17 protein-coding genes and 1 pseudogene are annotated in these 18,438 nt (G+C 62.4%); 15 read left to right on the top strand and 3 right to left on the bottom strand.

Translation table 11 applies throughout. The annotated features are described in order from the left end of the window. Window position 1 precedes the first annotated feature (1 nt). The 9 genes from glpK (at window position 2) to ACLIRY_RS16985 (ending at window position 8,711) form a co-directional block, all read left to right on the top strand. A complete protein-coding gene (glpK, locus tag ACLIRY_RS17025; protein WP_413206613.1) occupies window positions 2-1,510 on the top strand; it encodes a glycerol kinase GlpK in 1,509 nt (502 codons plus the stop codon). A gap of 247 nt (window positions 1,511-1,757) precedes the next feature. After that, a complete protein-coding gene (locus tag ACLIRY_RS17020) occupies window positions 1,758-2,402 on the top strand; it encodes a cold-shock protein (protein WP_413206612.1) in 645 nt (214 codons plus the stop codon). A 328-nt stretch (window positions 2,403-2,730) separates the two neighbouring features. Continuing rightward, a complete protein-coding gene (locus ACLIRY_RS17015; protein WP_413206611.1) occupies window positions 2,731-3,933 on the top strand; it encodes an ABC transporter substrate-binding protein in 1,203 nt (400 codons plus the stop codon). 88 nt (window positions 3,934-4,021) lie between these two features. After that, window positions 4,022-4,933 carry a branched-chain amino acid ABC transporter permease gene (locus ACLIRY_RS17010; RefSeq protein WP_413206610.1) on the top strand — a complete coding sequence of 304 codons (912 nt, stop codon included), beginning with the start codon at window positions 4,022-4,024 and terminating at the stop codon, window positions 4,931-4,933. Further along, a complete protein-coding gene (locus tag ACLIRY_RS17005) occupies window positions 4,926-5,936 on the top strand; it encodes a branched-chain amino acid ABC transporter permease (RefSeq protein ID WP_413206609.1) in 1,011 nt (336 codons plus the stop codon). The genes ACLIRY_RS17010 and ACLIRY_RS17005 overlap by 8 nt, the downstream gene beginning before the upstream one ends. Further along, window positions 5,929-6,723 (top strand): ABC transporter ATP-binding protein, encoded by a 795-nt coding sequence (locus ACLIRY_RS17000; protein ID WP_413206608.1) that lies wholly within the window; start codon window positions 5,929-5,931, stop codon window positions 6,721-6,723. The genes ACLIRY_RS17005 and ACLIRY_RS17000 overlap by 8 nt, the downstream gene beginning before the upstream one ends. Then, window positions 6,717-7,421, top strand: a complete 705-nt coding sequence (locus tag ACLIRY_RS16995; RefSeq protein ID WP_413206607.1) for an ABC transporter ATP-binding protein — start codon at window positions 6,717-6,719, stop codon at window positions 7,419-7,421. Before ACLIRY_RS17000 ends, ACLIRY_RS16995 begins: the two co-directional genes overlap by 7 nt. A 3-nt stretch (window positions 7,422-7,424) precedes the next feature. Continuing rightward, entirely contained in the window at window positions 7,425-8,345 is a 921-nt protein-coding gene (locus tag ACLIRY_RS16990) for an alpha/beta hydrolase (protein WP_413206606.1), read from the top strand. Window positions 8,346-8,468: 123 nt separating this feature from the next. Continuing rightward, complete coding sequence (locus ACLIRY_RS16985) at window positions 8,469-8,711, top strand: Lrp/AsnC ligand binding domain-containing protein (protein ID WP_413206703.1); 243 nt, start codon at window positions 8,469-8,471, stop codon at window positions 8,709-8,711. 131 nt (window positions 8,712-8,842) lie between these two features. Here the strand turns inward: ACLIRY_RS16985 and ACLIRY_RS16980 are convergent, their stop codons facing one another. Continuing rightward, on the bottom strand, window positions 8,843-10,378 hold the full coding sequence (locus ACLIRY_RS16980; protein WP_413206605.1) for a methyl-accepting chemotaxis protein: 1,536 nt from the start codon (window positions 10,376-10,378) through the stop codon (window positions 8,843-8,845). A gap of 323 nt (window positions 10,379-10,701) precedes the next feature. Continuing rightward, window positions 10,702-13,464, bottom strand: coding sequence for an ATP-dependent DNA helicase (locus ACLIRY_RS16975; protein WP_413206702.1), 2,763 nt, complete (start codon window positions 13,462-13,464; stop codon window positions 10,702-10,704). A gap of 354 nt (window positions 13,465-13,818) precedes the next feature. Here ACLIRY_RS16975 and ACLIRY_RS16970 point away from each other — a divergent pair, with 354 nt between their 5' ends. From ACLIRY_RS16970 to ACLIRY_RS16955, 4 genes and pseudogenes are all read left to right on the top strand, one after another. Then, a complete protein-coding gene (locus ACLIRY_RS16970) occupies window positions 13,819-14,208 on the top strand; it encodes a Crp/Fnr family transcriptional regulator (RefSeq protein WP_413206604.1) in 390 nt (129 codons plus the stop codon). Window positions 14,209-14,317: 109 nt separating this feature from the next. After that, entirely contained in the window at window positions 14,318-14,833 is a 516-nt protein-coding gene (locus ACLIRY_RS16965) for a YeeE/YedE thiosulfate transporter family protein (protein WP_413206603.1), read from the top strand. Next, the gene (locus ACLIRY_RS16960) at window positions 14,824-15,483 is read left to right on the top strand and encodes a DUF6691 family protein (protein WP_413206602.1); all 660 of its coding nucleotides are present in this window, start codon (window positions 14,824-14,826) and stop codon (window positions 15,481-15,483) included. Before ACLIRY_RS16965 ends, ACLIRY_RS16960 begins: the two co-directional genes overlap by 10 nt. Next, window positions 15,480-16,112 (top strand): annotated as a pseudogene (locus ACLIRY_RS16955) (fused DSP-PTPase phosphatase/NAD kinase-like protein); the annotation flags it as partial. The gene ACLIRY_RS16960 and the pseudogene ACLIRY_RS16955, both read left to right, overlap by 4 nt. A 26-nt stretch (window positions 16,113-16,138) precedes the next feature. Here the strand turns inward: ACLIRY_RS16955 and rhuM are convergent. Then, window positions 16,139-17,173: a RhuM family protein gene (gene rhuM, locus ACLIRY_RS16950; RefSeq protein ID WP_413206601.1), complete on the bottom strand. Its 1,035-nt coding sequence runs from the start codon at window positions 17,171-17,173 to the stop codon at window positions 16,139-16,141. Between the two features lie 118 nt (window positions 17,174-17,291). Between rhuM and ACLIRY_RS16945 the strand changes: the two genes are divergently transcribed. Together ACLIRY_RS16945 and pqqA are read left to right on the top strand one after the other, a co-directional pair. Beyond that, window positions 17,292-18,014, top strand: coding sequence for a DUF6969 family protein (locus ACLIRY_RS16945; RefSeq protein ID WP_413206600.1), 723 nt, complete (start codon window positions 17,292-17,294; stop codon window positions 18,012-18,014). A 244-nt stretch (window positions 18,015-18,258) separates the two neighbouring features. Beyond that, entirely contained in the window at window positions 18,259-18,354 is a 96-nt protein-coding gene (gene pqqA / locus ACLIRY_RS16940) for a pyrroloquinoline quinone precursor peptide PqqA (protein WP_413206599.1), read from the top strand. The last annotated feature ends 84 nt before the right edge of the window (window positions 18,355-18,438 follow it).

Below are 18,438 nucleotides of genomic sequence, written 5' to 3'. Positions count from 1 at the left end.
CATGGCTTCCTCCCCTCACTCCCCCATCCGTGACAATGTCATCCTGGCCATCGACCAGGGAGCCTCCACCACCCGCGCCGTGGTGTTCGACGACCAGGGACTGCCTTTGGCCCGGGCGGCCCTGGAACAGACCCGCTCCTATCCCCAACCCGGTTGGGTTGAGCAGAATCCCGAGGATATCTGGCTCGATGTCCTGACCGTCTGGCGTCAGGCCCTGGAACACAGCGGCGCCGACCATATCGCGGCCATTGGCCTCACCAACCAGCGGGAAACGACAGTCGTCTGGGACCGCCGCACCGGCCAGCCCCTGTACAACGCCATTTCCTGGCAGGATCGAAGGGGCGCAGACCAATGCCGGGATCTGGTGGAAAAAGGGTACGACAGTCTGATCCAGGTCCGCACCGGACTGGTCGTGGACAGCTCCTTTTCGGCCTCCAAAGTGTCCTGGATCCTGAATTCCGTTGAGGGCGCCAGAACCTTGGCCAACCAGGGGCACCTCGCCTTCGGCACCATCGATTGCTTCCTGCTTTGGCGCTTGACCGGGGGCAAGGTCCACGCCACCGATGCGTCGAATGCCTCGCATACCATGCTGTTCAACATCCACAATCAGCGGTGGGACGCAGATCTGCTGGACCTGTTCGGCATCCCCCTATCGATGATGCCAGCTGTACGGGACAGCGCCGCCCTGTTCGGCCATACCGATCCGGCGATCTACGGTCGCCCCATCCCCATCGCCGCGATCGCCGGGGATCAACAGGCGGCCCTGATCGGCCAAGGGTGTATCCACCGTGGTACACTCAAAGGCAGTTTTGGCACCGGAGGATTCCTGATGGCCAATACGGGCCCCGCCCCCGTTGCCTCCCGCCGAAGACTGCTGGCCACAATCGCCTACCGCCTGAACGGCAAGGTCACCTATGCCTTGGAAGGCTCGCTGTTCAATGCGGGAACAACAATCCAATGGCTCCGTGACGAACTCGGGGTGATTGAAAGCGCCACGACCACCGAATATCTGGCCCGGAGCCTAAAGACGAACCGAGGCGTGTATTTCGTTCCAGCCTTTACCGGCTTGGGCGCCCCCCATTGGGATCCCAAGGCCCGGGCGGCCATTCTTGGCCTGAGTCGGGACACCGGCGTCGCCGAACTGGCCCGGGCGGCCCTGGAAAGCGTCTGCTACCAATCCCTGGACTTGGTGGAAGCCATGGTCGATGACGGAGTGGTTCGCCCCCGGATTCTCAGGGTGGACGGTGGCATGGCCGCCAACGGGTGGATGTTGAAATTCATGGCCGACATCCTGGGCTTGCCTGTAGAGCGCCCCAAAGGCACGGAATCCGCCGCGCTGGGCGTCGCCCTACTGGCCAGTCTGACCATTGGCCAGCAAGTGGACCTGGACAGCACCACGAAGATCTGGCGTCGGGATCTGAGAGTAGAGCCAACCATGCCCCCCGAACACCGCCATTCCCTGATCCAGGGCTGGCGAAAGGCCGTAGAAAAGGTCAAGGATTCGGAGTGACTGGCCAAAAAACCGTCACATTCGACGTGATCGCCCATGAAAACAGCACCAAAAACAAAAACTCGCACGAATCTTTCAAAAATCAGTTTTTATTGCGGATCCAATGGGTTACGCGGACAGGTTGAGAAATCAGCTTCCCAGCGTCCGCGCAGGAACAAATTCAAACGTCCCTAAGCCCTTGGCCCAAGGCCCAGAAAAGGGTATTACCGAGAGTGCAGGTGGGATCTTTTGGGGTTTGTTTGGAATCATGCAGTCTCGTATTTCGGCCACGGTAAAGTGGTTCAACGCAACCAAGGGTTTTGGCTTTGTTCGCGTCAGCGATAACGAGCCCGATGCGTTTCTTCACGTTTCCGTCCTTCAACGCGCTGGGTATTCGGCGCTTGATGAAGGATCGGTTATCATCTGTGACCTGGGTCCTGGACAAAAGGGGATGCAGGTCACGGAAATTCATGAAGTCCAAGGCGGCGCGCCCAGTGGCGGCGGCGGGTATGGCGGCGATAGCTACGGCGGTGACCGGGGATACGGTGGCGGTGGCTACGGCGGCGACCGTGGTTACGGTGGCGGTGGTTACGGTGGAGACCGTGGTTACGGTGGTGGCTATGGCGGCGGAAGCAGTGCCGGTGGCTATGGCGGCGGAAGCAGTGCCGGTGGCTACGGTGGTGGCGCCAGTGACTTCGGCGGAGAGTCTGAGGTCGATGGTGTCGTGAAGTTCTTCAGTCCAGACAAGGGCTTCGGCTTTATCGTTCCCGATGGTGGCGGCAAGGACGTCTATTTCGGATCACGCACCCTGCAGGATTCGGGCATCACCGATCTGGAACAGGGACAGCGGGTTCGCATGTCCATTCGCATGGGCAAAAAAGGCCCCATGGCTGGATCCCTGGAACGGATCTAAGGATCCGCCCCGGATGGCGTTGACTGCGGTTGACCGCATGAGTTTTGCAGTCTTGTTCCCTGCCCCATGGCAGGAGCAGTCCCAAGGCGGGAGCAGAACGAGAACTTTTCTTGGCCTTTAGACACCCACTTAGAGTGGGAGGAGAAAGGATCTGGATCCGTTTAGCGGTTCCTGTCACGCCAAATTCACGGTATGAACAGTGGCCGTCCCTTGAACCGGACGGCCACTTTTTTTATTCGTTTTCACGTCCCGGGGCTTTTTAGTCCAGCGGCACCCTCCATGCCGCCGGATCCAAGGGAGGCCCCCTCGAACGGGAGAGTCGCTTCACATGCCACAAGCCCCCACCCGCCCCTCGTTGACCCTGGTCGCTGCGACCCTGGCGGCGCTGAGCCTGCCCTCTCTGAACCCGGGCACAGCCCTGGCCCAAGGTCCGGTCAAGATTGGCCTGCTCACCACCCTGTCCACCAACGCCGGGTACCTGGGTGAAGATGCTCGGGACGGCTTCTTGCTGGCCGTCGAGATGGGGAAGGGATCCCTGGGCGGCGTCCCCGTGGAGGTCATCGTCGAGGACGACGAACGGAAGCCGGAACGGGGCGTTCAGGCCTCAGAAAAGCTGGTGAAGGCCGACAAGGTCGAGATCATGACGGGCGGCATTTTCTCCAATGTGGCCATGGCCGTCGTACCCAAGGTGGTCCGGGACGACGTTTTCTACATTTCCCCCAATGCTGGCCCCTCGGCGCTGGCGGGTAAGGGCTGCCACGCCAACTATTTCAATGTCGCCTATCAAAACGACAACCAGCACGAGGCCATGGGCCAATACGCCCAGGACGCCGGATTCAAGTCCGTCTACCTGCTGGCCCCCAATTACCCTGCGGGCAAGGATTCCCTGACCGGCTTCAAGCGCTTCTACAACGGAACCGTCGCTGGCGAGACCTACACCAAGCTGGGTCAAAGCGACTATGCTGCGGAAATCGCGGCCATTCGCGACGCCAAACCCGACGCCGTCTTTTACTTCCTGCCCGGCGGCATGGGGATCAACTTCCTCAAGCAATTCAATCAGGCGGGATTGACCAAGGACATCCAGGTCCTCGGCCCGGGCTTCTCCTTTGACGAGCGGCTGCTGGGCGCCGTCGGCGACGCGGCGATTGGTGCGCGTGACTCCAGCCAGTGGAACCACGACATGGACAACGCGGCGAACAAGGCCTTCACCGCAGCCTTCACCGCAAAGTACAACCGCCCCATCACCCAATATGCGGCCATGGGCTATGACGCGGCCCAGCTCATCGGCTCGGCCCTGAAGGCCACCGGCGGCAAGGTGTCCGAGGACCGGGACGGCTTCCGGTCCGCCCTGGAAAAAGCCGATTTCGCCTCCGTCCGCGGGGACTTCACCTTTGGCCCGAACCACCACCCCATCCAATCCTTCTGGCTCAGGGAAGTCGTGAAGGCCGAAGATGGCACCGTCACCAACAAGATCGCAGGCAAGATCTTCGACGAACACCAGGACGCCTACGCCGCCGATTGCAAAATGTAGCATAAACGCTCCCAGGCGGGTGGGAGGAGGACTCCCCCCGCCCTTTTCTTTTTTTCCTTTTCACCCATGAAGGGATCCGCCGGACGCCATGCTGGTCGTCGAACAGATCCTCAACGGCCTCCAACTGGGGGTGACGCTCTTTCTGATGTCGGCCGGATTGACCCTGGTTTTCGGCATCATGGGGCTGATCAATCTGGCCCATGGGTCCTTCTACATGGTGGGCGCCTATGTCGCCGCCTGGGTCACGGGCCTGACCGGATCCCTGCTGATGGGTCTGCTGGCCGCCCTGCCTGCTGCCATGGCTGTCGGCATGGCCATTGAACTTCTGGTCATGCGACGCCTGTATACCCGCGACCACCTTGACCAGGTGCTGGCGACCTTTGGCCTGATCCTGTTCTTTAACGAGATGGCCCGGATCCTCTTCGGACGCCAACCCCTGTTCCTGGATGTGCCCGACATGTTGAGCGGCACGGTCGAGATCCTGCCCGGCGTCCCCTACCCCGCCTACCGGTTGGCCATCATCGCCGTGGGGATCCTGGTTGCCCTTGGCCTCTGGCTGCTGATTTCCAGGACACGCCTGGGCATGCGCATCCGGGCAGGCGCCAGCGACAGGGAGATGGCTGCAGCCCTGGGGGCCAATGTCACCACCCTGCAAACCCTGGTCTTCGGCCTGGGCGCCCTTCTCGCTGGCCTGGCCGGTGCCATGGCTGGCCCCATCCTCGCCGTCGAATCGGGCATGGGGGAGAAGATCCTCATCCTCGCCTTCGTAGTCATTGTCATCGGCGGAATCGGATCGGTGCGCGGCGCCCTCGTGGCTGCTTTGAGTGTAGGTCTGGTGGACACCCTGGGACGGGCGTTCCTGCCGAACCTGCTGCGGCTGATCGCCACCGAGGCGACGGCGGATTCCCTAGGCGCCACCCTCTCGCAGCTGTCCATTTACCTGCTCATGGCCCTGGTCTTGGCCTGGAAACCCAAGGGACTGTTCCCAAGCCATGGTTAACCGCGCCCGCCTTGCTCCCCTGGCCTGTTTCGCCCTGCTTCTGGTCCTGCCGCCTCTGCTGGAGGCCGCCGACCAGGCCTTTTACATTTCCCTGCTGACCCGGGTGCTGATCGCCGGCTTGGCGGCGGCCAGCCTGGACTTGATCCTCGGCTATGGCGGCATGGTCAGCTTCGGCCATGCCGCCTTCCTGGGGGTCGGCGGCTATGTCTTCGGTATTCTCATGACGCATGGCTTCATGGGGGACACCCTGGTCCTGGGCAGTCTCGAAATTCCCGGCACCAATGAAGCCCTGATCCTCCTGCCCGTCGCCATGGTGCTGGCCGGACTGGTGGCGCTCGCCGTCGGGGCCATTTGCCTGCGCACGAACGGCGTCCACTTCATCATGATTACCCTGGCCTTCGCCCAGATGCTTTATTTTCTGTTCGTGGGGCTCGAGGCCTACGGCGGGGACGATGGCCTCTCCCTTTGGGACAGGGCCACGCTTGCGGGGTGGACTGTCTCCGGCGACATGGCGACCTTTTATCTCTCCCTCGCCGCGCTGGTAGCCTTCCTGCTGCTCGCCCGGCGGCTGGTGGACAGCCGCTTTGGCATGGTCATCCGCGCCGCCCGTCAGAACGAACGCCGTCTGGCCGCCCTGGGCCTGCCGGTCTATCGCTACAAACTGGCCTGTTTTGCGCTCGCGGGCATGGCCGCAGGGCTGGCCGGAGCCCTGACCGTCAACCATGCGGAATTCGTCAGCCCCGCCATGCTCCATTGGACCCGGTCGGGCGAAATGCTGGTGATGGTCATCCTCGGCGGGATGGGCAGCCTCTATGGCCCTGTTCTGGGAGCGGCTGTCTATTTCCTGTTGGAACATCTGCTGTCCGGCTGGACAGAGCATTGGATGGCGGCCTTCGGCCCGGCCCTCGTTCTCGCCGTGCTGTTCTTCCGGGGCGGCCTCTGGCAGGTCATCGCGGGCAAAAAGGCGGACAAGGGCCTGGAGGAAGGTGGACCCCATGCCTGATCCCATCACGCCCATTCTCGAGTTGGATGGCCTGTGTAAGACCTTCGGAGGTGTCACAGCCGCAGACAACCTCTCCCTGACCGTGGCACCGGGGGAGATCCACGCTCTGATTGGTCCAAACGGAGCGGGCAAAACCACGACCATGGCCCAGATCACCGGCGAAATCCGCCCCGACGCCGGGCGGATCCGGCTCGACGGTCGGGATGTCACCGGTCTGCCTGTCTATGCCCGAGCCGCGCTGGGTATGGGGCGGTCCTTCCAGATCACCACCCTGTTCCCCAGGTTTTCCGCCCTGGACAACGTGGCCATGGCGGTCCAGGCGAAGGCCGGAAGCTCCTTCCGATTCTGGCGTCCGGCGCGCAGGGATGCCAGACTGCGCGAGCCCGCCCGAGAGGCCCTGAGTCGGGTCGGTCTGGCCGACCGCGCCGATGTCCCAGCGAGCGCCCTCTCCCATGGGGAGAAACGCGCCCTCGAATTGGCGATGGCCCTCGCCGGACAGCCCCGCTTGCTGCTGCTGGACGAACCCATGGCCGGCATGGGACCGGAGGAGAGTCAGCGCATGGTAACGCTGTTGCTCGCCCTCAAGGGATCCGTCGCCATGCTGTTGGTCGAACATGACATGGACGCGGTCTTCGCCCTCGCCGACCAACTGACTGTCCTGGTGACCGGTACCGTGGTGGCCTCGGGCGATCCCGAGACGGTCCGGGCCGACCCGGATGTCCGCCGCGCCTACCTGGGAGAGGGAGAGGGAGAGGGAGAGGGAGAGGGAGCACGCGCGCCATGCTAGAGCTCAGCGGCGTGACCGCCGCCCATGGATCAAGTCAGGTACTGTTCGGCGTTGACCTCTCCCTGCCCCGGGGCTCGGTCCTCGCTCTGATGGGCCGCAACGGCATGGGCAAGACCACCACCGTTCGGCGGATCATGGGACTGATGCCGCACCGCGAGGGCCGGATCACCCTGGAGGGCCAGGACATCACCCACTGGCGTCCCGCCCGAGTCGCCCAGGCGGGCATCGGGCTGGTCCCGGAGGGGCGGCGGATTTTCCCCAACCTGACCGTTCGGGAAAATCTGGTGGCCATGGCCATGGCTCCCCGTCGGCAAAATGACAGGCACCCCTGGACGCTGGACCGGGTCCTGGCGCTGTTCCCCAGACTGGCCGAGCGATTGAGCAATATGGGCACCCAGCTGTCCGGAGGGGAACAACAAATGCTCGCCCTAGGCCGGGCCCTGATGACCAATCCCCGGCTGCTCATCCTGGACGAGGCGACGGAGGGACTGGCCCCCCTCGCCCGCGAAGAAATCTGGACCTGCCTCGCCCGGCTGAAAACCGAGGGGCTGTCCATCCTGGTCATCGACAAACATGTGGATGTTCTGGCCACCCTGGCAGACCACCACGTCATCATGGAAAAAGGCCGCATCGCCTGGCGGGGATCGGGACAGGATGTTCTGGATCCCGAGGTGAAAAGCCGTTGGTTGGGAGTCTGACCCGTGACCGTGCGCCCCAATTGGACCGATGCCGACGCCGATTACCTGGAAGCGGAATACAACGCCCGGCGGGCCGTGCCCGAATTCGCCGATATCGTCGAGCGCTGGATGGAAGACTCCCGGATCGAACGGGACAGGGGGGTCCACCACCCGAACCTCGCCTATGCCCCCCCAGGCCGCGAGGCCTCGGAACGCCAAGCCATCGACCTGTTCCTGCCCGAGGGGTCCGGCCCCCATCCGGTCCTGGCGTTTATCCACGGTGGGTATTGGCAGGCCATGGACCGGGCCGTCTTTTCCTTCATCGCCCGGGGATGTCGGGCACGCGGAATCGCCTTCGCTGCCATTGGCTATGACCTCTGTCCCTCGATTTCCATCGGCGGGATCATCGGGCAGATCCGCTCCGCCCTGTGGTTCCTCCACGACCGGGCCGGAGACCTGTCCCTTGATCCCAAACGCATGGGGCTAAGTGGGCATTCCGCAGGGGGCCACCTGACGGCCATGATGCTGGCCGAGCCGGACAGAGACGGCCCACATGCGGGCGCCATGGGGCCGGACGATACCGGCGGCGCTGTCCCACCGCTGGCCGCTGCGATGTCCATCAGCGGGGTCTTCGACCTCTCCCCCCTGCGCTTCACCTCGATCAACGGAGCCCTTCGCCTGACATCAGACCTGGCCTGGGCCTGGAGCCCCGGCATGCGCTCCCCTCGGGCCCCCCATGACACCGTTGAACTGGCCTTGGCTGTCGGCGATCTGGAAAGCGAATCCTTCAAGGTTCAATCCAATTCACTGGCCGAACGGTGGCAGGCCGCCGGCGCCCATGTGAGCGTCTTCCCCCGCGCCGAGCGGGACCATTTCACCATCCTCGACGATCTGGCCAATCCAGAGGGGCCGCTTCTGTCCTGGCTCGCCGTTCGACTTTCGTGAGGGCATCCGTTCTGCGAAAGCCCTCTCCCCCCAACCGGAGAAATGCTCTACTGTCCGTCGATCGAAACACCCCTGCCGCCAAAGACCCCCGGCACCCCATTCCAGACTCAGCGGGAGACTCCCATGCAAAAAATATTCGTGATGATCAAATGCGAGCTGGGCCGGGCCTATGAAGTCGCCGACGACATAATCGAACGCATCGAAGAAGTCTCGGAAGTTGACAGTATTTCCGGTCAATATGATCTTATGGCAAAGTTTTACTTAAAAAACGATGCCGACATCGGGCATTTTGTTACCCAAAACGTCCAGACCATTACTGGAATAAAAGACACATTCACGATTATGGCATTTAAAGCGTTCCGGTAAAATAGCCGCCAAGGCACTCTAAAATCTATATAATCAGAGTGAAACTGGACCAGCTTGACTCAAGCTGACCCAGTTTCACTCCAACCTATTTGGGGGAGGAGAGGAGCGCTCCGCCCCCGTTTGGAGTGGAATCAGTCACGCACCTTGCCCAGGAACCCGTTTACCAGAGAGGTGAGGTTCTCCATCTCGTGGCGTAGGCGCTGTGCGGCGGTTTCCATGGATCCCGAGGCCGCGCTCGTGGCCCGGGCGCTTTCATGGACCCGTTCGATGCTGCTGGAGACTTGGGTGGTAGCGGCCGCCGCCTGCTCGGCGTTGCGGGCGATGCCGTTTGCTGCAGCCCCCTGTTCTTCCACTGCGGAGGCAATGGAGGTGGCCATGCTTTCCATGGTGTCCACCGATTGGGAGATGGAACGGATGGAATCCACCGATTCCCGTGTGGCGCTCTGCATGGCCTCCACCTGACCGCGGATTTCGTCCGTCGCCCTTTGGGTTTGGTTGGCGAGGCTCTTGACCTCGTTTGCCACCACAGCGAATCCCTTGCCCATTTCCCCGGCTCGAGCCGCTTCAATGGTGGCATTCAGGGCCAACAGGTTGGTCTGACTGGCAATGTCGGTAATCAGGGTTACGACTTCGCCGATGGATTCTGCGGCTTCCAGGAGGCTGCTAACCCGTTGGTTGGCCCCTTGGGCTTCGGACGAGGCCTCGGAGGCTGCGCTGGACGACCGGCTGGCCTGGGCGGAAATCTCGGCGACGGAGGCGGAAAGCTCTTCGATGGCGGCGGCCACGGAATCAACGTTGCTGGAGGCTTCCATGGTGGCCTGTCCGGCTTCATCGCTGACAGTGTTCACGGCCTGAGTCTCGCGGTTCAGGTTGGTCACGGCCTCGCCCATGGTCTGGGCCACATCACGCAAAGCGGTCATCACCTGGCCCACGCCCTTGTCGAAGTCCCGAACCGCTTGTTCCAACTGCTCCTGCCGGTGCTTGTTTCTTTCTTCCTGTGCGGCTTGTGTCGTCCGCTGACGTTCCGCTTCGCTCAAGCTGTCGCGCAGTTCCAACAGGGAGCGGGCCATGGTGCCGACCTCGTCCTGACTGTCCGTATGGGGCACTGTGGTGGCCAGGGATCCCCTGGAGACCCCTTCCATGGCCTCGGACAAGCTCACCACGCGTCCTGAAATCTGGCGGCCAATGAGGGTGGCCGTGACAGCCGTTCCCAAGACGGAGGCGATGGCGATCAGACTCATCAGAAAGAAGGCTTCTGTTTGAGCGGTGGAGATGTTTGCCGTGGCAACATCCATGTCATCATGGATGTGCTCCTCGGCGATGTCCGCTGCCTTTAGATACTGCTCGAAGGATTCGTCGAACTGTTCATCTGCCTTTGATCCCGCGCCACTTTTGGTTCCTGACACCATGGCAGCATAGCGTTTCTCACCCAAGTCACGGAAAGTTGCCAAGTCTGTCTTGGCCTTGTTCAGCGCGTCGATAACCTGGGGGTTGGTCGTGGCCTCAAAGGTGCCTTCGTCATTCTTGCCCCCTTTTAGGATGGCCTCCAGATACCAGGCGCTCTCGTCGAACAGAGCCCAGGCGTTGTCCGCCTTCTCCCCCGTATCGCCGGACAGGATTTCTTCCAGCAGTAAGTGGCCACGGGTGGCGGAGAGCTTCATCTCCATGGCTGCATCCCCTTGAGGGGCAAGCTCTACGGCCGCTCGATGGGCTTTCGCGCTGATGGACAACACGAGATATAGGCCCGTAGCCCCTGCCGCAAGTGTACCTATGGAAGCGGCCAAGAACGCTGCAGTTAATTTTCCCCGAATGCTATTCAAAGACATAAACGTCCCCATGTTTTGATTTCAACTGAAAAGACGCGAGTGCCTATATTACCCGTTCTCCATCTAATGCCTACCCTCTTCCCTTGAATTAAGGGTGCTGGTTTTTGCCGAATGAGACAAGCGAATCTTTTCTCGAACGAACGGAAATCAGCAAATAGTAGGTTTTACCGGTCCCACAAGGTGTCGGGTCCAACCGTATCCCGGACAATGTCGAGTGCTTGAAGGAGTCCCACACGCTCAATGCGAACATCTTCGGGAAAAGCACCAGCAAGGCGGGAGGGCATGCGGCTGTCGAGCATGACGAAAACACCCCGATCGCCCGCGCGGCGGACCAATCGTCCAAAGGCTTGTTTCAGGCGTAGGCGGGTAATGCGGTCGTCGTGGGCGCTGCCCCCCATAGCCTTGCGGCGGGCCTTGTGCAGGATGTCTGGGCGAGGCCAGGGGACCCGATCAAAAACGATCAATCGCAGGGATCGCCCAGGCACATCAACGCCGTCACGCACGGCGTCCGTTCCCAGCAGACAGGCATTTTCCTCCGCCCGGAAGACGTCCACCAGGGTGGCGATGTCCATGGCGTCCACATGTTGGGCGAACAGGGGCAGGCCATCGGCATCCAAGGCGGGGGCGATGGCGCGGTGAACGGCTTTCAGGCGGCCAATGGCCGTGAACAGACCCAAGCCGCCCCCACCCGAGGCGCGGAACAATTCCCGGTAGGCTGCGGCCACCTGGGCCGGATCGTCCCGTCGCACATCGGCAACGACCAGGACCCGGGTGGCCGAGGCGTAGTCGAAGGGGGAGGGAACCGCAGTCCGCAGGGCGGTGGTGCCCAGGTGGGGTACGCCGGTCCGATCTTCCGCTGCTGCCCAGTCCCGTTCCGGGTCACCCGTGCCGTCCCTCAGGGTGGCCGAAGTTACCACCATGCCATGGGCCCGGCGGGCCAGGGCGCCAACGAACGGCTCGGTCGGGTCCACCCAGTGGCGGTGCAGGCCGTAATCCACCTCACGGCCATCAATGCGCTCGACCCCCAGCCAATCCACAAACTGCTCCGGCTGGTCGCCTGCCAGAGAGGCGGTCATGTCTCGCCAAGCGGTAAGGGGATTGATGGCCCGCCTTTCGATGGAGCGGGCGATGGACTCGATGCGGGTGCGGGTCTGGCTATCCAACTCGTCAGCCTCGTCGTCCAGGCGCTTGACCAGGGCGCGGACGACGGCCTTCAAGGGTTCGGAAATATCGAAAAGGGCCGCGCCGACGGCCCGGGCTGTTTCGAGGACACCATCGGTTGGGGGTCTGAGCTCCGTTTCCAGGGCATGGGGACCATCGGTACCGGTTGCCCGGGCCAGGACCTGCTCCCGGGCGGCGGTAAGGAATTTTTCCACCGCTCCCCGACCCGTGCCCCCGGCAATCCGCTGGTGCCACCCTGGACCGGGCAAGGAGCGTGCGGCGTTCAGAGCCTCCTCGAAATCCGCAGCGATGGGGCCGTCGCCCTCATACAGACCATCGGCCCGGCGCTTCAGGCCTCGGGCGCGGGACCTCTGCCCATCTCCCTCCGCGCCGAGCAGCCAACGGCGCAGTTCAGAGGTCTCGAAACCGGTCAAATGGGCGGAAAAGGCGCTGTCCGCCGCGTCGAACACATGGTGCCCCTCGTCCATCACATAGCGGGTGGGCCGGTTGTCGTCGTCCAGTCCTCCCAGGGCGGCCTGGGCCAGCACCAAGGCGTGGTTGGCCACCACCAGCCGCGCCCGGCGGGCCCGGCGGATGGTGCGCTCGATGAAACAGCGGTTGAAGTGGTCGCAGGCGGAGAAGATGCATTCGCCTCGCCGGTCCGCCAGCCCCAACCCCCGGTCCTTGCCCAGGATATCGCCCAGCCACCCGGGAAAGTCGCCGCCGACCATGTCCCCGTCCCGGGTGGCCCGGGTCCATCGGACCACAAGCCCTAGGGCAATGGCTTCGTGGGGGTTGGTGCCCAGGCGGCCGACAGCCTCCTCCAGGTTCAACAGGCAGAGATAGTTTTCCCGCCCCTTGCGGACCACCACCCGGCGGGCTTTCTCCGCAGGGTCCGGATAAAGGCGGTCCAGTTCGCTGTCCAACTGGCGTTGCAGGTTCCGGGTATAGGTGCTGATCCAAACCGGGGCCTCGTTGCGATCGGCCCAAAGGCTGGCCGGGGCGATATAGCCCAGGGTCTTGCCCACACCGGTTCCGGCCTCGGCAAGGACGAAAAGGGGGGCGTCTGGCGTGGCCCGGGGTTGGAAGGCTTGGGCGATGGCGCTGGCATAATCGGCCTGCTGGGGCCGTTGCTCCGCGCCCGATCCGAGCAGGGCGGCCAGACGCGTCCGGGCGTCTGCCGGATCGACGGGAATATTGCCCGGAGGTGGTTCCGGTGCATGTTCCGAGATTTCCGGCAAGTCCTTCCAGACGGCCATGGCGCGAAACACCGTGGTGCCGTGGGGGGCGTCTCCCTGGGCTCCGAGGGCGGCAATCACCGCTTGACCCCAGGACCAGCCCGCCCGGGCCATGGACCAGGCGATCCCCCGGGCGTCCTTGGCCCGTTTCTCGGGCATTTGGGCCAAGGTCCCCAGCAGGGCCATGGCGGCATAGGCCAGGACGCGCGCCTCCTCCTCCGGCCTTTGGGGCACGGGCAGGCGGAGCGCCCGGGCGAGGCCCCGGGGGGTGGGGGCACAGAAGCGGGCGGGGTGGACGAAGGCGAACAACTCCAGCAGGTCATGGCCCGGGAACCAGGTCACCCCCAGGCGCTGGGCAACCGCGGGCAAATGGCAAACCATGGGGCGGGCCATGCGCAGGCGCCCCTCCGTACCCGGCCCAGGAAGCAAGGTTTCGATCTCTCCATCGGGGGAGAGCATGACACCGCCTCCGGCTCCGGCCACCAGGGCGGGCACGGGCGGGGGAACGGCTGGACGTGCCGGAGTCATGGGATCCACAGCGGGGGGAGGATCCTCGGGAAACGGCGGCGCGGGCAGGTCAAAGGGGTCGGACATGGCGCGGAGTATAGGGGGGGGAGGATCCTTGCGCCATGGTTCCGAACCGGAACCGGCAATATCCTTTTTCTTTTGGGCTTCCTTCAGACAAAGCGATATTCCCGTTTTGGCGGGGGCTATGCAAAGGGATTTGGGGAACCGTTGACCGTTTGACACATTTCCAAAAGCGCTCGGAGCATCCATATTAATGACTCTATTCTCTGTTCTCTACTCCCTGGGGGTAGCCTCTGCTGAGAGGCAAGGTTAAGGCATTCGACCTTTCGTTTGGGGTAGGTGTACTGAAAAAGAGTGAGGTATTTCGTGGCCAATCCTGCGGGTTTCGAGAGAAAGACCTTTGCCGATGGCGCGGTGTTGTTCAGGGAGGGGGACTCCCCTGATTGCGTCTATATGGTCGAATCGGGGCTGGTCGATATTATTATCCGTCGCCCAGATGGGGGACGGACGGTGATCGGAACCATCGGCAAGGGCGAAATGTTCGGGGAAATGGCCCTGATCGATAACGAACCGCGCATGGCGACGGCCGAGGTCTCCATGGAAGCAACCCTGGTCTGTATTCCCGCCGAAGCCTTTCGCGCCCAAATGAAAACGGTCAATCCGGTGATGAGCAAGGTCATGCTGCAGATGGTCAAGCGGATGCGCGCGGTTGCCCGGGAATTGGCGTTCACCAAAGTCGATTAGGCGGATAGCAAGGGTGATTGGTTCTGATGGGAATATTAGATATTGAATAATTAGTTTTTGCTGATTTAATGTGGTTCGATCTCCTCTCAAAAAGGACCCGGAACCTCATATGTCCTCCTCCCCAGTCCGTCCCTACTGGCCTCCCCTGGCCGCCGGATTTGCCCTTGGTTTGGCCCTGTTGGCCACGTTTCTCATCACGGGCCATGGCTTGGGTGCCTCTGGTTTCTTCACCCGCGTCGCTGCGGCCTTGTCCGGTTGGGTGAGCCCCGCTTGGGCGGCTGCCAATGGGTATTTCGGCCCGTTCCTCCAAACCAATCCCCTCGCGGCCTGGATCTCCTGGGAGATTGTCGGTGTGATGATCGGCGGGTTGTTGGGGGCAGTGTCCTCTGGCCGATTCAAGGCGATGGTCGAGCGCGGACCTCGCGCCACGTCCGGTGGTCGTCTGGTGATGGCCTTCGCCGGGGGGGCCTTGGCCGGAATCGGCGCCCGCTTCGCCCGGGGCTGCACCAGTGGTCTGGGGTTGTCCGGTGGCGCGACCTTGGCCGTTGCCGGGTTCCTGTTCCTGATCGGCTTTTTCATCGCCGGTTTTATCGCTTCCTATTTTCTGAAGAAGGCATGGACCTGATGCTTCCCGTTTATGACAGCGGCGCGGCGGCCGGTCTCTTCGCCGGGGTTCTTTTCGGATACGCCCTGGAATCGGCTGGCTTTGGCTCGCCCCGCAAGCTCACCGCCCAGTTTCGCCTGTCGGACTGGTCGGTCATCAAAGTGATGTTCACCGCCGTGGTCGTTTGTGCCATTGGCCTTTATCTGGCGGAACTGGTCGGACTGCTCCGGCCTAATGGGGTGTTCGTACCGACCGTCTATTTGGGCGCCATCGCTTTGGGCGGGCTGCTCATCGGTGCCGGTTTCGCCATGGGCGGTTATTGTCCGGGGACGGCTGCCGTGGCCCTGGCTTCGGGGCGATTGGACGCCATCGCCTTCATCCTGGGCATGGTGGCGGGCACGGCGGCCTTCGCGGCGGCTTTCGAGCCCCTGAAAGGGTTCTATTTTTCCGGTCAAGGGACCCAGGGCCAGACCCTGATGGACCTGACGGGCCTCCCGGAGTGGCTGATTTTGCTCGCTTTGGTAGGGGCGGCCTTTGGTGCCTACAAGGCCGGAAACCACTTCGAGAAAAAGTTCGGCGGACCGCTGACGGCCGAGCACGTCGTCGCCGGAGTCGGCGAACCCACCCTGAACGACACCCCTTCCGTTTCCATGGAGACCTTCAAGGCATGAGCACCCGCAAATCCCTTCTGACTGCCCTGCCCGCCGCTGCCTTGGCCTTCGCCGGGGGCATGGTTCTGGACGCGGCTCTGCCCGCCGTCTCTCTGGTGCCAGCGGCCCAGGCCCAAGCGGCCAACCCCTGTGCTCCGGCTGCTTTGGTCAATCCCTGCGCACCCGCCGCCCTGTCCAACCCCTGCGCACCCGCCGCCCTGTCCAACCCCTGCGCACCCGCCAATCCCTGTGCTCCAGCGGCCAAGGTCATGCCCGGCAAGGCGGGCCAATCCAAGGGCGCGGCCAATCCCTACAACGTCGAGGCCAAATGGCCCGAGGCCCCCTATGGCGATGTCATGCCTGACCTTGTGCCCAACTACCTGCGGGCCGCGCCCCATGTCGGCACCGGCGGTCTGCCCAAGGAGGGCAGCTTCGCGACGTTGAAAGAGTTGGGTTTCAAAACCATCATCAATCTGAACACCAAAGAGGAAGGTGCGGAGACCGAAGGCAAGGCCGCCACGGCTGCGGGTCTGGACTATGTCTCCATCGCGGTGCCAACCAAGGCACCGACGGCTGAGCAGGTGGCCGAATTGGCGAAAATCGTTGAAGATCCGGAAATGTATCCGGTCCTGCTGCACTGCCATTCGGCCAACCGGGTGGGGGCCATGTGGGCGCTCTACCGGGCGTCGACGGGCGTGCCTGCCGAGATCGCCATCCAGGAAGGCCGCACCGTAGGCCTGAAACCCTCGCGGGAGGAGGCCGTGCGGGAGCAATTGGGCCTGCCCACCGAGGGATAGATGGATTGGTGAGCTGTTGAAGGGGAGGGCGCAGGCCGTGAAAGGGGCGTGCGCCCTATCGCTTTCTGGGGCGGGTCTTGGGGCGGGTCTAAAAGGCTAATCAAATCCGGCATGACCGCAATGCGCCCCATGTCGAGCTGGTCCTCAAAGATGTCCAAGAGGATTGAGGTCAGGCGATTGAGCTCTTTGATTTCTCCCTCGGCCAGGAAGCTTTTTGAGACGGTAACATCGCTTTTCCGGATCCTGTCGCCGGGCCAGTTCGTGAGGCCCATATGCGATGCGTCGGCATCCGCGCGGCTCCGAATGATCTCCGATGGGGTCATCGACGTTACGGCGTGGACGAGTTTGGCTTGGGTTTCTTGGAAAAATGTTCGCCAACTGTCCGATTTGGAATCGTAGTCCTGACAGAGGGCGCAAATGTTTCGCAGTTCGCGGTACAGATTGGCTTCATCCGAGCGGATATCCCGGATGATGTCGCGCAGTTCGGCGATGCGATCAGCATTTTCGGGCGCCTTGAGCCTCTCCTTGTCGACCACGAAGCCTTTGCGGGCGAAGGTTCCGAGGACATGGTTTGCCCATTTGCGGAAAACGGTGGCTTGGGGGGACTCAACGCGAAAGCCAAGGGCAATGACGACATCCAGATTGTATATGATGGATGGTCGACCTAGAGTTGCTTGCATTTTCTGCAAAGAAGTCATTTCGTCGAGCTCATTGGTCTCGAAGATTTTTCCTAAATGTCTGGATATAACGGAAACATCCCGGCCAAAAAGGGCGGCGATCTGTGCCTGGGTCATCCAAAGGGTTTCGCCGTCATAACGGATGTCAATGCGAAGGCCCTTGTCGGTGCCGTACACGAGGAAGCGGTCTCCGGTGGTTTCGTCGGTGGTGATGTCGATGGGGGGCAGATCGGCCATGGAATCCGGCTTACTAGAGGGATGACGAGAAGGACCAAGCGTAAAGCGAGCGGAGAGGGGGAGGCAACTATCCATGGAGTCAGGACCGGTAGATGCTTCCGAAAAACGAAAAAGGCAGATGACGATGACCGAGCCCGATCTCAGCACCCTGTCCCGCCGGGAGTTGGAGGCCCTGCACGACACGGCGGGGAACATCCTCGAGACCCAGGCCGCCCTGGCTGCGGAGGGAAAATCCGTAGTGTCGGAGGTTCTGCGCGGCGCCGATCGGTTCGAGGAATGGGGCCATTACCCCGAAGGCGACCACTGGGATCCGCAGACAGGCGGTCAATACTATTACCATGCCCATGCTGCTACCGACCGGGCACCCGGGGAGTTGGGGCATTTCCATGTGTTCCTCCGACCCCATGTGGCCGGGTTGGCACCGGAACCCGCGACCGTACCGGATGGGGGGATCCCCAAGGATCTGGTCGCCCGTTCTGCCCATCTGGTTGGCATCTCGACCGATGATCGGGGGCGCCCCTTCCGTCTGTTCACCACCAACCGGTGGGTCTGCGCGGAAACCTGGTACAACGCCCCGGAAGTCCTGTCCTTCCTCGATTGCTTCACGCTGGGGCGAAGCGGGGAGTGGGGCGCCGTCAGCGGATGGGTGTCCGATATGGTAAGCCTCTATCGGCGGGATATCGCTGCTTTGGTGGCTGAACGGGACCGCACCATCGCCCAATGGGCCGAGTCCCATCCGAGCGGAAATGTGTACGAGGATCGGGGGCTCCAAATCACCAGCGTCTTGCCGATTGATCTCGCCTCACGGGTGGCTGACATAGAAGCGGGCCTGGGGTTGTGATGACCGTAGGATTCGCGGTTCGTCTTCGCAGGCTGCTGCGACCAAAGTCTTATTCCGCCCGCTTGACCGAACCGGGTCCGAAGTCCTTAATTGATCCGGGTTCAAAAACCCGTCCGCCCTGGACTTCCTTTTGGGTTTTCAATCCAAAGCGGTAAAGAGATTGGGGTGGTACCAAGCAAAAAGGCACTGTCCCGGCAACCAAAAGGGACGGGCCACTGGAACAAAACATCAGGAGGATTTACCCATGGAATGGACCACCCCCGAGATTGTCGAAATCGATTGCGGCGCCGAAATCTGCGCCTACGCCCCCGCCGATGAAGGCGATATGCCCCTGTTCTAAGGGGCGGCGCTCTGTCCTCTCCTTCTGCCGAACACGGATTCCGGTTCGGTGGTGATGAGGTGGACGCGGGACTTGGGTGTTTGG

The organism is Rhodospirillum sp. A1_3_36, assembly GCF_047263945.1.
Classification (GTDB): domain Bacteria; phylum Pseudomonadota; class Alphaproteobacteria; order Rhodospirillales; family Rhodospirillaceae; genus Rhodospirillum.
The sequence above is the reverse complement of the archived record's forward strand: the minus strand, read 5'-3'. Positions and strand labels throughout refer to the sequence as shown.

What these genes read in the sequence shown, in the direction of transcription:
- glpK (WP_413206613.1), top strand. Translation starts at nt 2, where the DNA reads ATGGCTTCCTCCCCTCACTCCCCCATCCGTGACAATGTCATCCTGGCC.
- ACLIRY_RS17020 (WP_413206612.1), top strand. Translation starts at nt 1,758, where the DNA reads ATGCAGTCTCGTATTTCGGCCACGGTAAAGTGGTTCAACGCAACCAAG.
- ACLIRY_RS17015 (WP_413206611.1), top strand. Translation starts at nt 2,731, where the DNA reads ATGCCACAAGCCCCCACCCGCCCCTCGTTGACCCTGGTCGCTGCGACC.
- ACLIRY_RS17010 (WP_413206610.1), top strand. Translation starts at nt 4,022, where the DNA reads ATGCTGGTCGTCGAACAGATCCTCAACGGCCTCCAACTGGGGGTGACG.
- ACLIRY_RS17005 (WP_413206609.1), top strand. Translation starts at nt 4,926, where the DNA reads ATGGTTAACCGCGCCCGCCTTGCTCCCCTGGCCTGTTTCGCCCTGCTT.
- ACLIRY_RS17000 (WP_413206608.1), top strand. Translation starts at nt 5,929, where the DNA reads ATGCCTGATCCCATCACGCCCATTCTCGAGTTGGATGGCCTGTGTAAG.
- ACLIRY_RS16995 (WP_413206607.1), top strand. Translation starts at nt 6,717, where the DNA reads ATGCTAGAGCTCAGCGGCGTGACCGCCGCCCATGGATCAAGTCAGGTA.
- ACLIRY_RS16985 (WP_413206703.1), top strand. Translation starts at nt 8,469, where the DNA reads ATGCAAAAAATATTCGTGATGATCAAATGCGAGCTGGGCCGGGCCTAT.
- ACLIRY_RS16980 (WP_413206605.1), bottom strand. Translation starts at nt 10,378, where the DNA reads ATGGAGATGAAGCTCTCCGCCACCCGTGGCCACTTACTGCTGGAAGAA.
- ACLIRY_RS16975 (WP_413206702.1), bottom strand. Translation starts at nt 13,464, where the DNA reads ATGACTCCGGCACGTCCAGCCGTTCCCCCGCCCGTGCCCGCCCTGGTG.
- ACLIRY_RS16965 (WP_413206603.1), top strand. Translation starts at nt 14,318, where the DNA reads ATGTCCTCCTCCCCAGTCCGTCCCTACTGGCCTCCCCTGGCCGCCGGA.
- ACLIRY_RS16960 (WP_413206602.1), top strand. Translation starts at nt 14,824, where the DNA reads ATGGACCTGATGCTTCCCGTTTATGACAGCGGCGCGGCGGCCGGTCTC.
- rhuM (WP_413206601.1), bottom strand. Translation starts at nt 17,173, where the DNA reads ATGGCCGATCTGCCCCCCATCGACATCACCACCGACGAAACCACCGGA.
- ACLIRY_RS16945 (WP_413206600.1), top strand. Translation starts at nt 17,292, where the DNA reads ATGACGATGACCGAGCCCGATCTCAGCACCCTGTCCCGCCGGGAGTTG.
- pqqA (WP_413206599.1), top strand. Translation starts at nt 18,259, where the DNA reads ATGGAATGGACCACCCCCGAGATTGTCGAAATCGATTGCGGCGCCGAA.